The sequence below is a fragment of the Rudaea sp. genome (assembly GCF_047601565.1).
Taxonomy (GTDB): domain Bacteria; phylum Pseudomonadota; class Gammaproteobacteria; order Xanthomonadales; family Rhodanobacteraceae; genus Rudaea.
This window is the reverse complement of the sequence record NZ_JASGIY010000001.1, coordinates 529,923-544,732: the sequence shown is the minus strand read 5'-3', so window position 1 is coordinate 544,732 and position 14,810 is coordinate 529,923. Positions and strand designations below refer to the sequence as shown.

The 14,810-nt window shown below is 65.2% G+C and carries 7 protein-coding genes; 1 reads left to right on the top strand and 6 read right to left on the bottom strand.

Features of this window, described 5'->3' with window-relative positions; translation table 11 throughout:
• Nucleotide 1: 1 nt before the first annotated feature.
• Nucleotides 2–1,222, top strand: coding sequence for a serine hydrolase domain-containing protein (locus QM741_RS02295; RefSeq protein WP_415206131.1), 1,221 nt, complete (start codon nucleotides 2–4; stop codon nucleotides 1,220–1,222).
• 26 nt (nucleotides 1,223–1,248) lie between these two features.
• Here QM741_RS02295 and QM741_RS02290 read toward each other — a convergent pair whose 3' ends face one another.
• From QM741_RS02290 to QM741_RS02265, 6 genes are all read right to left on the bottom strand, one after another.
• Entirely contained in the window at nucleotides 1,249–2,112 is an 864-nt protein-coding gene (locus tag QM741_RS02290; protein ID WP_415206130.1) for a D-amino acid aminotransferase, read from the bottom strand.
• Between the two features lie 45 nt (nucleotides 2,113–2,157).
• The gene (locus tag QM741_RS02285) at nucleotides 2,158–3,774 is read right to left on the bottom strand and encodes a sulfotransferase (RefSeq protein ID WP_415206129.1); all 1,617 of its coding nucleotides are present in this window, start codon (nucleotides 3,772–3,774) and stop codon (nucleotides 2,158–2,160) included.
• 133 nt (nucleotides 3,775–3,907) lie between these two features.
• Nucleotides 3,908–7,039 (bottom strand): TonB-dependent receptor, encoded by a 3,132-nt coding sequence (locus QM741_RS02280; RefSeq protein WP_415206128.1) that lies wholly within the window; start codon nucleotides 7,037–7,039, stop codon nucleotides 3,908–3,910.
• A gap of 253 nt (nucleotides 7,040–7,292) precedes the next feature.
• Nucleotides 7,293–10,028: an exo-beta-N-acetylmuramidase NamZ domain-containing protein gene (locus QM741_RS02275; RefSeq protein ID WP_415206127.1), complete on the bottom strand. Its 2,736-nt coding sequence runs from the start codon at nucleotides 10,026–10,028 to the stop codon at nucleotides 7,293–7,295.
• A 14-nt stretch (nucleotides 10,029–10,042) separates the two neighbouring features.
• A complete protein-coding gene (locus QM741_RS02270) occupies nucleotides 10,043–12,565 on the bottom strand; it encodes a family 20 glycosylhydrolase (RefSeq protein ID WP_415206126.1) in 2,523 nt (840 codons plus the stop codon).
• 1 nt (nucleotide 12,566) lies between these two features.
• Nucleotides 12,567–14,660, bottom strand: coding sequence for a hypothetical protein (locus QM741_RS02265; RefSeq protein ID WP_415206125.1), 2,094 nt, complete (start codon nucleotides 14,658–14,660; stop codon nucleotides 12,567–12,569).
• Nucleotides 14,661–14,810: the final 150 nt, after the last annotated feature.

Here is a 14,810-nt window from a genome sequence, read left to right as displayed (position 1 = left end):
CGTGAAAACCGGACGAGCCCTGTCGGTCTACAGTCTGTTCGGCTTGCTTTTGGTCGCCGATGCGGCCCGTGCGGACGATCCCGTTGCCACGGTGCGCGTCGCCTTCGATCGCAACGGCATCACCTCCGTGCAGACCGACGGTTTTGCCGACAAGGCCGCCGCGCGCAAGGTCACCGCCGACGATCCGGTGCGCGTCGCCTCGATTTCCAAACTGGTCACCGCGGTCGGCGTGATGCGTCTGGTCGAAGCCGGCAAGCTCGACCTCGATGCGGACGTTTCCAAGTATCTCGGATGGAGCCTGCGCAATCCCGCCTTCCCGAACGTGCCGATCACCTTGCGCCTGTTGACCTCGCACCGCGCCAGCCTGACCGACGAAGCCGGCTACTGGCAGACCCCGCTGGACGGCCGCCTGCGCGACATTTTCGCCAAGCCGCACGCCTGGGATGCCGAACACGCACCGGGAACCTATTTCCGCTACGCCAATCTCGATTATCCGGTCGTTGCGCAGGTGATGGAGCGCGTCACCGGCGAGCGTTTCGACCGACTCATGCAACGCCTCGTGCTCAAGCCGCTCGGCACCGGCGCCTGCTTCGGCTGGGCCGCCTGCAGCGAAGCGACCGCCGCGCGCGCCGTGGTGCTCTACGACACCGCCGGCAAACCGCTGGCGGACGACAATCACGGCCGCATGCCGGATTGCACCGTGCGGCCCGCGCACAATGGCAACTGCGACTTGTCGCGCTATCGTCCGGGCGAGAACGGCGCGCTGTTCGGCCCGCAGGGCGGCCTGCGCATCTCGGGCATCGGCCTCGCGCGCATCGGCATGATGCTGCTCGGCGACGGCGCACTCGCGCTCGACGGCGTGCGCCTGCTGACGCCCGCCTCCGTGCAGGCGATGGCGACGCCGCGCTGGCAATACGACGGCCACAATGGCCTCACCTACGAGTGGGACAGCGAGGATCACCAGCCGGGCTTCTACTGCCACTGGGGCATGGAAATGCAGATCCTCGCCACGCATGCCGACGGCTGCCGCGACGACCCGTTCGGCGACGGCGTGGCCCGCGTCGGCCACTCCGGCACCGCTTACGGCGTGCAGGCGGGCCTATGGCTCGACCGCGAACACGGCACCGGCGTGGCGTGGTTCGCCACCGGCATGCCCGAAGAACGCACGGGCGGACGCTCGGCGTTCAGCGCCCTCGAAGAAAAGTTCGCCGGCGGGAAGTGACGGATGCCGTCGACCGCGGTTTCGGATCAACCCGCTTCGCGTTGCTTGAGCGCCTGGAACTCGTCGAACGCGCGACGCCATACCGGCCCGGGCTTGCCCTCCCCGACCGCGTTGCCGTCGAGCCGCGTGACCGGCAACGCCTCGCGCGTCGAACTGGCGATCCAGATTTCGTCGGCCGCGAGCAGTTCGTCGCAGTGGACTTCGCGCACGTCTAGCGGCAGCTTCAGCGCATCGAGCACGTCGCCGACGACCAGGCGGGTGATGCTCGGCAGGCGCTCGTGACTGGCGGGCGGTGTGGCGACGCGCCCGCCCTTGACGACGAACACGGCGCTCGAACTGCCTTCGGCGAGGCGCTCGCCGCGCACGAGGATCGCCTCGTCGGCGCCGCGCCGTTTCGCTTCGATCTTCAGCATCACCGGACCGACCAGGGCGACGGACTTGATGTCGCAACGCTGCCAGCGGATATCTTCGAGCGTGGCCGCGGCGATGCCCTGTTGAAGCGCCTCGGGTTTCGGCGCCGCGAGCCGAAAGCAGAAACCGAATACCGTCGGCCGCATCTCCGGCTCGGGCAGGAAATCGCGTCCCTTGCCGGTACCGCGCGAAACTTCGAGATAGACGCCCATGTCGCCGCCGTCGTTGGCTGCGATCAGTTCATGCACGAGTTCGGTCCAACGCGCACGTAGATACGGATTGGCGATTTCGAGTGCGACCAAGCCGTCCTGCAAACGATCGAAGTGCGCATCGAGGCGAAGCGGCTTGCCACCGTAAACCGGCACGACCTCGTAGATGCCGTCGCCGAACAGAAAGCCGCGGTCGAACGGCGAGATGCGCACCTCGTCCGTAGGAACGATGATGCCGTTGAATAAAGAATGTGGAAGTGCGTCGGCCATGTCAGCAATGCGGTAGACGGTAGTCGGTAAGGTCGGAATTCGCGTTCATTCCACCGCGATCCCGGCGGCCCGCAGGCGTTGGCGCAGCGGGTCGAGCTTGTCGCCGTAACGCGCGCTGCGTGCGGTGTCGCGACGTATGGGCTCGCGCACCTGCGCGGCGCTCGGGGCGCTGAGCACGGCGCGCTCGGTCTTGTGGAATTCGAGGCAGGCGGGATCGAACGGCAGCCCGCAGAAATCGAGCAGGCGGCGGATCTCGGCCTCCGGTTCGGCCTGCAGGTTTTCGTACTGGAGATCGAGCACGCGATCGGGATATTGTTCGCGCCAGAAGCGCGTGAGGCGCAGGAAGTCGATGCAGTAGTCGGCCAGTTCGTCGAGATCGCAGGCGAACGCGCTGCGTTCGCTGAAAAGCTGGCGGAAGCACGCCAGGCAGGTCTCCACCGGATCGCGCCGGATGATAACCGCGCGCGCCGCCGGCAGCATCGCCAATGCCGCGCCGACGAGATACCAGCTCACCAGGCTCTTGTCGGTGAAGCGCGGCTTCGTTCTGCGCCAGCGTTCGGTGCGCGCGAGGTATTCGCGGCCGAGGCGTTGCCAGTCCTGTGCCGTGGCGTCGGGCACCCAGAGCGGGTACGCCGATTGGCGGCGCCCGGTTTCCGCGTCGATGATCTCGGACAAATCCTTGATCTCGTTCGCACCCTCGACCTGCGGATGCGAAGCGAGAATCTGTTCGACCAGGGTCGAGCCGGAACGGGGGATGCTGACGATAAAGATGACTTCGCCACCGAGCCGCTCGTCGAGCGGAGGCGGCGCCCCATCGGCGAACACGCGCTCGATCTCGTCCACGCGCTTGCGTTCCCCCGCTGCGTCCCACTTCACGCGGCGGCGGCGCGACGCGTTGGCGGTGCGGAACGTCTCGAACGCCTGTGCATAATCGCCTTGGTTCTCCAGCGCCTTCGCGTAGCTGAAGCCGAGCAGCTCGCGATGACGCGGCGACAGGTTCGGGCGCGCCAAGGCGCTCTGCAGGGATGCGGCATCGGCGGCGCCGAAACGCACCGTGTTGAGATTCGACAGCCCGAACCACGCTTCGGCATTGCCGGGCTCGCGCCGCAGCACGTCGCGGAAGCCCGCGATCGCGGCATCGATCTCGCCGAGGCTCGCCTGCGCCTTGGCCAGCGACAGCCGCGCGGAAAAGTGCGCGGGGTCGAGTTCGAGCGCGCGGCGCAGCGCGGCGACGGCATCGAGGGTATGCACTTGCTGCACGAGCGCCTCGCCGAGATTGAACCATGCTGGCGCGGAGCCGGGTTCCAGTTCGCAGGCGTGGCGCAGGTGTTTCACGGCGTCCTCGGTCTCGCCGCGCTCGTGCAGCGCGATGCCGAGGCAGACGTGGATGTCGGAGTCGTCGGGATGCATCGCCAGCACGCGCCGGAAGCAGTCGATGGCGCGGGCATTGTCGCCGAGGCGCTGGACTGCCATGCCGAGCATGCGGATCGCGCTCAAATCGTGGGGCGCCAGCGCCAGCACGCTGGACAACGAGTGTTCCGCGGCGGCGAAATCGCGGCGCTCCCATTCCTCGCGCGCGCGCGCGAGCATGCGCGCGGCCGTGCGCGAAAGCGCTGGCTGCGGCGCGTCCGGCGCAACTCTTGGGGTCGATGGGAGCGTCATGTCGTCACCAGCTGCGATCGGGCGCCCGTCCTGCCATCGGCGCGTGCCTGATGCAGGTTACACAAGAGCCCCGGAGTCAGCAAAAAAAAGCCGGGCAATTTCTGCCCGGCGAGGAAACACACCATGAAGAACTTCAGAAGTCGTAGGCTGCAGAAAGCCGGATCGAGCGCGGCGCCTGCGAGTCGTAGATCATTCCGTAGGTGGCGTTCGGGTTGGTAGTCGACCGGAAGCTGTCGCCGTAGTACAGCGGCGTCTGCTTGTTGAGCACGTTGAAGATGGCCAGATTGAAATCCAGCTTGTGGTCGGCCCAGTCCGGCTTGTAGTCGACGTTGAGACCGAGCAGATGGTTCCACGGCAGGCGGCCGAGCGAGCCCGGCGGCACCGGCACGCCGCCGCACCAGTAGTACGTGTTGGAACCGTGCAGGGCAACCTGATCCGTGCCGTAGCGGCCGCGACACATGCGTGGCGTGCCGGAGGCGATGTACAGGTTGCCGCCGAGCGTCCATTCCGGAGTGAGCGCATAAGCGCCGTAGATTTTGAGTTGATGCTTGCGGTCGTTCGGCAGCACGCCGCTGGAGTACTCCATTCTTTCCGGGAAGTCCCAGGCGGTGGTGAGCGATTCGTAGGAACCGCCCTGCGCGGAATAGGTGCTGACCGGTCCTTCCGTATTGCCCCAGGTGCGCGAGAACACGTAGTCGATCTTGGCGAACCACTTGCTGTCCCAGGCATGTTCCAGCGACAGGTCGATCGAGTAGTAGCGGCGCTTCGGGCCCTCGGTGAAGCCCTGGTCGGCCTTGGTGAACTTCACAGGCACGAGACTGCCGTCCGGCGCCTTCATCAGCAGGTTGTTGGTCTCGCCCGGATTGATCAGGACCAAGCTCTGCGCCCATTGATCGCAGGTGTCCGCCGTCATCCAGTCGTAGCCTTGCGCGCGCCCCGCGGCGCACTCGTTCTGGATCGCGTCGTAGTCGTCGATGATGCGGTTCATGCGCTGGTAGGTGCCGGTTGCGCCGAACGTCCAGCTCGTTCCGCGAAAGTCGAATTGCTGCTGCATGCCGAAGACGAAGTTGTCGGAGAACTCGGCCTTGATGTTCTGCGCGGCGGAGATGCGCGGGTCCTTGGCCTGGCCGTATTCGCTGTCGATCGACACGCCGGTCGTCGGATTCTGCGGCAGCGGGGTGAAGCCGATCGGCTCGCCGGTGGTCGGATTGACGCCGGTGTAGGTACCGTACACGCCCGCGTTCGTCACCGGCGCGGCGATCGACAGCGCCACCTGCTCCGGCAGCGCGAGGTAGTAGCGACCGGCATTGCCGAACACCTTGAGGCTGGAGTCGCCGTGCACGTCCCAACTGAAGCCCAGGCGCGGTGCCCATTGCGGTTTGGTCTCGCGGATGTAAGGCGTGCCAGAGCCATCGTAGTTGACGAACGAGTCGTCGCGCAGACCAAGGTTCAGCAACAGGTTCGGCGTGACCTGCCAGTTGTCCATGATGTACGCGGCGCGCTGCGCGACACGCACGGAGGCGGCCGAGAGATCCACGTGCTTTTGCACGTAGTAGCAATTCACCTTGCCGGTGGAATCGGAGTGGCACTGAGTCGACGGCGCGACATAGGGCGGCACGCTGGAATCGACGCCGAACACCGGTTGACCGGGGGTGCTTACGCCGTAGATCCATTCATAACCGGGTCCCGGATTCAAGGAGCCGTCGTTCAAATCCCAGGAGTTGATGTTGTCGATGCCGAACTGGAAGGTATGGTCGCCGCGTTTCCACTCCAGGCTCAAGCGGTAGTTCGCGACCGTTTCACGATGATTGGGGTCGGCGATCGACGAATTGGTCTGCGAATTCCTGATGCCGCCGGGTGGAACGAAGGCCGGGTCCTGATTGGATGCGCTTGAAATGTGCGGCAACGACGGATCGAAGCCGGCGTAGCCGGGCTGTTCCGTGTAGTACTCGCCGTGCATCTTGCCGAACATCGCGTTCAGGGTCAGGTTGTCGGTGAGATAGGAGGTGTAATTTGCCACCCACATGCGGAACGCGGTCTTGCCGGTCTGGTCAAGACCCGCGAAATCGCCACGCTGCAAGGTGCTGTAATCGAAGTCGTAGATTGTTCCCCAGGTCTTGTGCTCGTTCTGCAAGCCTGTGAGACTGAAGACGTTGGCATCGTTGATGTTCCAGTTGATCTTGGCGTAGACCTTCGGGTCGTGCTGGGTCACGTTTTCGGTAGTGGCGCCACTGCTGGCGAACGATGAAGTCGTCCGGTAATGGGTATTGTCCTGCTCGACGCCGAGGAAGAAGAACAGCTTGTCCTCGATGATCGGGCCGCTGACATAGGCGTCGTAAATGGTTTCGTCGTGGCCGTTGGCCTTGCGGTAATAGGCCAGATTGCCGTCCTTGTTGGCACCCGTCGTCACCAGCGGATTGGCGTAGTAGTAATTGATCGGGTCGCCGCGCAGGCTGGCCGGTTGCCACAACGCGCGCGCACCGAAATGCCACTCGTTCGAGCCGCTCTTGCCGATCTGGTTGATCACGCCGCCGATCGAACGGCCGTAGCGCGCGTCGTAGCCGCTGATGAAGGTCTGTTCCTGTTCGATGGCGCCGTATGGCAGGGCGACGCCGCCCATGTTGTTGAGCAGTTCCGTGGTATTCATGCCGTCCACGTAATAGGCGTTTTCGGCCGCGGAGGCACCGCCGAACACCAGGGTCCCCGTACCCAGCGGGCCGGTGCCCAGTTCGGCCGACGCCATGTTGACGCCCGGCGCGAGCATGGCGATGTCCTCGGCGGTGCGCGCAATCGGCAACTGCTGCAACTGCTTCGCCGTGATCGTCGTCACCTGGTTGGTGGTGGACACGTCGATGGCGGCGGCCTGGCCGGTGACCTGGATCGTGTTGAGCGTCTCGGATGCGGCAGTCGCTGCATTCGCCGCGAAGTCCACCGCAATCGCGCCGGCTGCGACCGGGCTCACTCCGCTGCGCGAATCCACGACCTTGCCGTTCTGGATCAGCGAAACGGTGTAGGTGCCGACCGGCAGCGTCACCGAATACTTGCCGTTGGCATCCACATCGACGCTGCGATTGAAACCCGCACCGCCGGTGATCCGGATGGTTTCGCCGGCGGCGGCGGGAACGCTGCCGTAGATGGTGCCGCTGGTCGCCTGCGCCCACACCGAGTTGGCGAGACTGAAAGTGGCCGTTCCGATGGCGAGTGCCAGCGCCTTGCGCCGGAAGAGGTTTTTGCGATGCGGCGAATGCCGGGACGAGCCCTTCATGATGCGTATTCCCCAATCGTTGAATTTCACAAGCAGAGTCGGCCTGAACGGCCATTGTCTGTTGCCTTGCCGCGTCGGTATTGCCCCCGCGACCCCACGGCCAAGGCCGCCGTGGATCGACCACGTTGCGGCATGTGGTCGAGAATACTCAGCGCGCGACGCAAACCACCAATGAAAAGACCTGCACCGGGCATAGCTGTGGGTTATGGGTTCGGCGGATTGCCGGGTGCAACAGGCGCGACCGTCAGCGCCGTCAATACAACAGCGCCTTTGCGCGCTCGGCCTCGAAGGCATCGAGTCTTGACTGCCAACTCTGCGCGATGGCGCGCGGATCGTCGCCACGTTCGATGGCGTCGAGGGTGGCCTTGTCGCCAAGCAGGTCGAGGGTGCGCGACAGGGTGAACTGCTTGGGGTAAAGCCGGTGCAGGACGCTCAGGATTTCGACTCCCATCGCGGGTGAATCGAGCGCTGCGCGGTCGGTGACGATGAGGCGCACGGCCTCGATGGTCTGGCCATGGTAGGGATAACGGTTCGCGTCCTCGGCGATTTGCGTGGTGGTCGCGGCGAAGCTCACACCCGGAATCCGGCGCGCGTTGAGCGCGGCAGCGACGTCGCTGGCATGGAACCACGCGCTGGTCACGCCGGGGGACGAATCCGCGCCCAGGCCGCCGGTGGCCGTCCGGTTGCCCGACTCCTTCGCAGGCGCGCCGGCACCGAACAGTTCGAAGGGCATCGGGCTGCCGCGGCCAACGGAGATATTGGTGGCGTCGAACAGGCCGAGCCCGGGATAGACCGTGGCAGCCGTGATGTTGCGCAGGTTCGGGCTCGGGTCGATCCACGCAAGCCCGGTCTGGTCGAAGTACAAGCTGCGCGACCAATTCTGCATGGGCACGACGGCAAGAGCGACATCGAGCTTTCCGTGCGCGTTCATGTAGCGCGCAAGCTCCCCCAAGGTCATGCCGTGCCGGATCGGCAGCGCGATCGAATCGATATAGCTGGGCTTGACGGGACCGCCGGGCTGCAAGTCCGAGACTGGCCCGCCGATGCCGACGCCGCCGATGAGATTGGGCCGGTCGAGCACGACGATGGCGAGCGAATGATGGAACTCGTCGCGTTCCTTCGCCGCCGCCTGCAGGAAATAGTGCATCGCCGATTCGTACGTCCAGAAGCGCACGCCGGCGTCTTGCAGATCGATGACGACCGCGTCGAGGTCTTTGAGCTGCTCGTGCTGCGGTCGTCGCTCGGCATCGCTCGCGCCGTACAGCGAGACGACGGGGATGCCGGTGGCATCGTCTTTCTCGGCGACCATCTCGGTGGTGTCCTGCTTCCCGGCCAGCCCATGCTCGGGAGTGAAGATCGTGACGAGCGGCTGGTGGGCCTGGAGAAGCCGGTCGATGGTGCGCTTGCCCTGCGCGTCGATGCCGGTGTGATTGGTGAGCAGGGCGATGCGGCGGAATCCGGCGAGAGCGGAGAAATTCTCCGCCGCGAGCACGTCGATGCCGGTGCGTACCTTGCCGGCGGCGACAACCGATGGCGACAGACCCAGGGCTTCCGCCGCGGCGGTTGCCACCTCGCCACGCAGCGTCGTAATCGGCGGCGCGCCGCGCGGATGGACGGAACTGGCGAGCAGGACGACATAGCTGTCGGAGCCGGGATCGATCCACAACGAGGTGCCGGTGAACCCGGAGTGGCCGAAACTTGCCGGCACGGCCGACGGCATGGCGGGCGCTCGGGTCGCAAAAATGGCTCCGCGCGGGCGCGAGAAGGCGGTATTGATGTCCCAGCCGAAACCTCGCACCGGCGTGCCCTGCATGGTGCGCAGTGCGGGTTTGGCGGAATCGGGGTCCCGCGTGAGGATGGTGTCGTCCTGCACGCTGGCGGGCTGCTCGGGCGCGATCATCGACTTGAGCGCGGCTTGCGAGACCGGGAACTTGCCGGTGCCGTGGCGCAGCTTGTCGAGCAGCGCTTGCGCGTACGACGCGACATCGGTGGCGGTTGCGAAGACACCGGCATGGCCGGCGACGCCGCCCATGCGGCGCGCGGAGGGATCGTGCACGGTGCCGCGCGTCAGCAGGTCGAAGTGCGGGTTGGTCGAGGCGTTGCCTTCGTCGTCGTGCGTGGTCGGCGCGATGCGCGCGAGCAGGCTCGCATTCCATTCGTCGCCGCGACACGCCACCGGCGCGCGGCCGGGCTGCGCGGGCGCCGACATCACCGCCGCGCCGACGAGTTTGTACGTCCCACAGACCTTGTCCTGCGGCAGGTAGCGCGTCTGCGTCATTCCCAGCGGCAGGAAGATGTGTTCGCGCGCGTAACTTGCCAGCGTCTGGCCGCTCAGGCGCTCGACGACTTCGCCGAGCAGGATGTAGTTGATGTCCGAGTACTCGAAGTGCAGGCCCGGCGCGGCCGCGAGCGGAGCCGTGTGCGCGCGGCGGAAGCCTTCCTGCTTGTCGGGTGCGGCAAGGCCCCACGGATCGGTCATGCCGACATCGGGCGGCTCGCCGGAGATATGGGTGAGCAGCATGCGCAAGCTGACCTTGGCGCGCGTGGCGTCGTGCGCCGGGTTGTACTGCGGCAGGTACTTCTCGACCGGGTCGTCGAAACTGGCGATCTTGTGCGCATCGTAGAGCTGCATGATCGCGGTTGCCGTGGCGAGGCACTTGGTCAGCGAGGCCATATCGAAGATCGTGTCCGTGGTCATCGGCTCGCGCGCCGACGGAACGCCGTCGAGGCCGGGCTCGCCGGCGAGCTTGCGGTCGCCGTATGCCTGCTCGTAGGCAATCCGTCCGTCGTGGCCGACGACGACGACCGCGCCGGGCAGGCGGCGTGCGGCGATGGCCTCGCGGATCAGCGTGTCGACTCGGGTGAAGTCGTGCGGCGAAGGCGTGCGAGCCTGCATTGCGTGGAGATCCGTCGCCGTGCACAGGGTGACGGCGATGAGCAGGCCGACGACGACGTCCAGGCGGAAAATCCAACGGATGAGTGGGCGCACGGTGAACTCCACGGTTACGGATTTTCGATCTGCACCGAGCGGCCTCTTCTGCCCTCGGCGTTGAAGGCCGCCACGCGCAAAGACCCTTTTTCCACAAGCGCCCCCTCCACCACGGGGCTCGACGCATCGGGCTCGCCACCGTCGCTGCGATAGCGCAGCGTGAATCCCGGAATCTGCATGTTGACCTGCACGGCGTTGCCCACGCGCTTGGCACCTGGTGTCGGTATGCGATACGCGATGCCGGCATGCTCGGCATCCAGGCGCGGCAGCACGCGCTTGCCGATCTGGTTGACGAAGATCGACCACGCCGCCTGATGCGCACTGGCCACGCGCGTCGCATCCGCGATCTGCGCCCATTCGGGATCGCGCGCCCAGCCCATTTCCGCCACGGCAAGCAGGCGCGGCATCAAGAGGTAATCGATGCGCGCCGGATCGCGCAGGTTTTCGCCGAAAAGCGTCATCTCGATGCCGCGTAGATGCTGCGCTCCGTAATCGGTGAGTCCGTTCAAGGCAGGATCCGGCGTGGGATCGAGGACGTTTTTGCGCGTGGCGTCCAGCGGGATGAAATCGAAGATGTCGTCGAGATCGATATATGCGGCCCAATTCATGCCCGGCTCGTCGGGATCGGCGCTGTACGCCATGTCCGCATACAGGCGCGTGCCCGAGGAAAGCACCACGTCGTAACCCGCGTTCGCAAGACGATACGCGAGGTCTTCATTGCCCCGGATGTTGTTCCAGACCTGCAGCGTGAAGCCGCGCTGGACGAAGGCGGGATTGGGAATCAAGACGCTCTTGTCGCGCAACTTCGTGCGCAGCGCGCCGAGTTCTTCCCATCCGGCGGCGATGACGCCGTGCGCACGCAGGATGCGGTCGACGCGGTCGTAGAAGACATCCCATACTTTCGCGGTCGAATCCAGATGTCGCTCCTGCATCAAGGCCTGCACCGCCGGCGAATGATCCCATGAGCCTTCGGGCACTTCATCGCCGCCGACGTGCAGCGCGGTCAGCGCGACGCCCGCCTCCTTGTGCATGGCGACGATGTCGGCAACGACGCGATCGATGAAGGCGTAGGTGGATTCCATCGCGGGATTCATCACGTTGCGCCGATAGGACTGCGGCGGCAGGGCGTCCGGCGGGGTATCCGGATCGGTGAGCACGAAAGCACCGGCATCCGCACCGCCATGACGGGCGCGGTAATCCATCGCCTTGATCGCGGCGCGCGCGTGACCGGGCATTTCGATTTCCGGAATCACCTCGATGTGGCGCGCTGCGGCGTAACGCAGAATCTCGATGTAGTCGGCGCGGGAGTAATAACCGCTGCCACGCGCATCGTTCACGTCGGGGCCGGAACCGTACGCGGGATACAGATACTCGGCTTCGTTCGACGAATGCCCGCGTCGCGCCCCGTAGGCGGTCAACTCGGGCAGGCCGGCGATCTCGAGGCGCCAGCCTTCGTCGTCGGTCAAATGAAAATGCAGCGTGTTGAGTTTGTAGCGCGCCATCAGGTCCAGCAGTTTGAATACGGTGTGCTTGTCGTGAAAGTTGCGCACCGCGTCGAACATGAAACCGCGATAGGGGAAGCGCGGCGCATCCACCAGCGAGATTGCGGCCAGCTTCACCCCCTCGCCCGTCTTGCGCGACAACGGCAACAAGTCGCGCAGAGATTGCAGGCCGCGCGCCATGCCCGCCGCCGTGTTGCCCGTGATGCGCACGCCCTTGCGGGCATCGACCGTCAGTTCGTAGGCTTCCGCGGAAGTCTCGCCATCCACCTTGCCCAGACGCAACGCCAGCGGCATGCCGTTCGCATGACGACGCGTGTGCGGATCGAAATACGGCGCGAGCAGCTCGCGCGCCTGTTCTGCTTCGTTCGCGAGATCGGCATCCGCTTCGATGCGCGGCGGCGCGGGCCAGCGCAAGCTTCCCTTGCCTCGCGTGAAACGGCGCGGCGTGGGGAACGCCGGCGGCAAGTCGGCAACGGGCACGTCGGCGATGGTGCTGTTGCGCTCGAAAATTTCCTGCGCGTCCGGGGGCCTGTCGGCTTGCTCGGCGGGCGTGGGCAGCACGATGCGATAGTCCGCGATCGCATGGCCCGTTTCGGGGTCGGCATCGCTGACGAAATACGGCCCCTTCGGCGCCTTGTCGATATTGAACATGCTCACGGGGTGCTGCAACGGCAGGCGCACGCTCTCTCCCGGCGCGATCGGCTGGAAGCCGGCGCTCGGGACCAGGCGATAGAAGCCGTGATTGACGCGTTCGATGCGTGTATGCGCCAGCGATTCGGCTTCCACCGCACCGGCAAGGCAGTTGAAATAAATCGCCCAACCGCTGGCTGGCAAAGGCCGGGTATCGGAATTGGTCAGCACGAAAACGGCATCGCTCGGCGACTCCTTCGTACCGATCTTCGTCGTCTGCCAGAGCAATTGGAGAGGCGCCGCGGCCAATGCCGTCATCGCTTGCAGCATCGCGAGCACGACGAACGCGAATGCACAACGGCGTTGCGCGCGCCGCGAGCTGAAAGTTCGAGCCGTTATTGTCACCTCACCTCCGGTCGTAGTCGCCGAGATAGTCGTCCAGCCTCCTTGCGTGCAGCAGTGCGGCGGCATCGCTCCATGAAACCGGGCTTTGCCGTGCCAGGCTTTCGAGAACGCGCACGATCGCCATCTCCACTTCGGGATTTTCCGCGAGCGCGGCGTTCTTGCCGCGCTGGTCGATGATGTCGAACAGCACCGCATTGGCCTGCGCGTAGGTGATCGCCGGAGTATCGCCGTGCAGGCGTTTCCACCGGTCGCTGGCCAGCACGGCGTTGACGTGCGACTGGATGAGAAACGTCGCACGGCCGAACAGTTTGAGGTTGCTCGGCTGCACCGCGGTCATGGTGTTGCCGACCACGCGCCCGAGTTTGGCCATGATCGCGGTGGAATGGGTGTTGAGCAGCATCTTCATGGCGATGATGCCGTCCAGTTCCAGCGGATCATGGGACACAGGGAGCGGCACATCGATCAAGGTGGAATTCGGGGCGTCCCGATGCAACGCATCGGTCGTGCCTTTCGCCAACGGCGCAATGCCGACATGCAGGATATCCGTGGAAACGCCCTGCGCCGAGAACGTCCGCAGCCACTGCCGATTCGTCGGCGTGAGAACATCCTCCATACCCAGCAGGATCATCGCGCCATGATCGCCGGCGACCGGGCCGAACGCTTGCAGGTTGCGCGGCGAGGACGACAGGTCGTAGAGCGTTTGTTGTTCCGCACCGGCATTGGCCATGCTGCGCGCGGCCGCGGATTGCAGCCATGGATCGTCGATTTGCGATTGGAATGGTTTGGCGTAGAGCGCAGGGTCCAGTCCGTGGAAGGGTCGATGCAGCAGCAATTGCCACGCAGAGGCGGCATCTGCGACGGGCGCCCACACCTGAATCCACGAGCGTCGTTCTTGCGCGTCGATGCGATCCAGCGGCGCAAGACGGAAGGTCGGCGCACGTTCGGTCACGTCCACGAAAACCGGCATCAGGGCGCGTCCGGCCAAATACGTCGTGCGGCGGCCGTTGGCATAGATCGAGGATTCGCGATCGGTCCATCCGGCCAGCACGGGTGCGGTCTGCGCCACCGTGTCCTGCAACGTCTTGAATTCGCGCAGACGCGTGGCGATCGTGGCGCGATCGTCGAATCCGAGCGCCCGCAATTCCGTTGTCGACACGATAGTCGCGAGCAGATGATGGATCGCGTCTTCCATCACCACGCCGAGGAGATACAGGCTGGAAGTGGTCGCCTGCATGCGCGTCGAGCCGGTGATCGACTGCGGGCCGGTGGTGACGTTGATCTTGACGATGTGCGGGTCCTCGATCACCTCGCGACTGCGGGTGAACGGCAGCAGGACCTGGTCGGGATTGTTGTAGACGAACCAGGTTTTGCCGACACGTCCGTCGTTGAGCTCCGCGCCGTACTTGGCAGCGCCGATCACGGCCGACGTTTCGCCGCCCTCGGTGACCGCAAAAACCACGTCTTCCTTGTGGATGCCGTCGTCCTGCAGTTGCAGACGGCCTATCAGTTGCAGATCCTCGAAGCCTTCGAGCGAGGCGATCAGCGCGCGATCGCCGCCGGTGATCTCGCCGCGTACGCGCTCGCCGATCCCGGGAAGCCCGCGTTCGATCTTCGGCCACGCCGGAGTTTTCGCCGCGCGTTCCCAAAACGGTCGCCACAGAGCGCTTTCCAGCGTTACCGCCAGTCGTCCGGTCGAACCGGTCCCGTAGAAAAACACGCGATGACCGCCGCGGATCGCGTCCTGCATCGCCTTCGAAGCATCCGCGAGTTTGCGCAAACGGGCAGGAACGGACGCGATGGCATCCATCGTCTTCACCACGTCGCGATCGACCGCGAACAGTTCGCGCAGTCCGGCTGGGGTATCGTGGGCGATGCGCCGGCTGAGATCCATTGTCTCCGGGTGGCGCTGCTCGGTCAGCAATGTGTACAGTTGGAACTGCCGCTTGTTCTGCACGTAGTCCAGCGATTGCTGCGAAGGTGCGATCTCAAGCAGACGCAGCAGGTCGCCGTCGTAGGCGGTTCTAGCGTGGGCAAGGCCGACGATGCCGCCGATCAGCACGCCGGCCATGCAGGTGATAGCGCGCAATCTGGACATGGCGGGCTCCGGGACGGTGATGCATGGGTCCGTGCGGAAGAGGCGGCTCCCGCTCACGGCATGCTGTGACTCGATGGAATCAGGAATCCATCCGTACCATGCGGGCTTGTGCAGCGAGGTTTTCTGCCTCTGCCTCATGCCGCACTCCGT

What these genes read in the sequence shown, in the direction of transcription:
- QM741_RS02280 (WP_415206128.1), bottom strand. Translation starts at nt 7,039, where the DNA reads ATGAAGGGCTCGTCCCGGCATTCGCCGCATCGCAAAAACCTCTTCCGG.
- QM741_RS02290 (WP_415206130.1), bottom strand. Translation starts at nt 2,112, where the DNA reads ATGGCCGACGCACTTCCACATTCTTTATTCAACGGCATCATCGTTCCT.
- QM741_RS02265 (WP_415206125.1), bottom strand. Translation starts at nt 14,660, where the DNA reads ATGTCCAGATTGCGCGCTATCACCTGCATGGCCGGCGTGCTGATCGGC.
- QM741_RS02285 (WP_415206129.1), bottom strand. Translation starts at nt 3,774, where the DNA reads ATGACGCTCCCATCGACCCCAAGAGTTGCGCCGGACGCGCCGCAGCCA.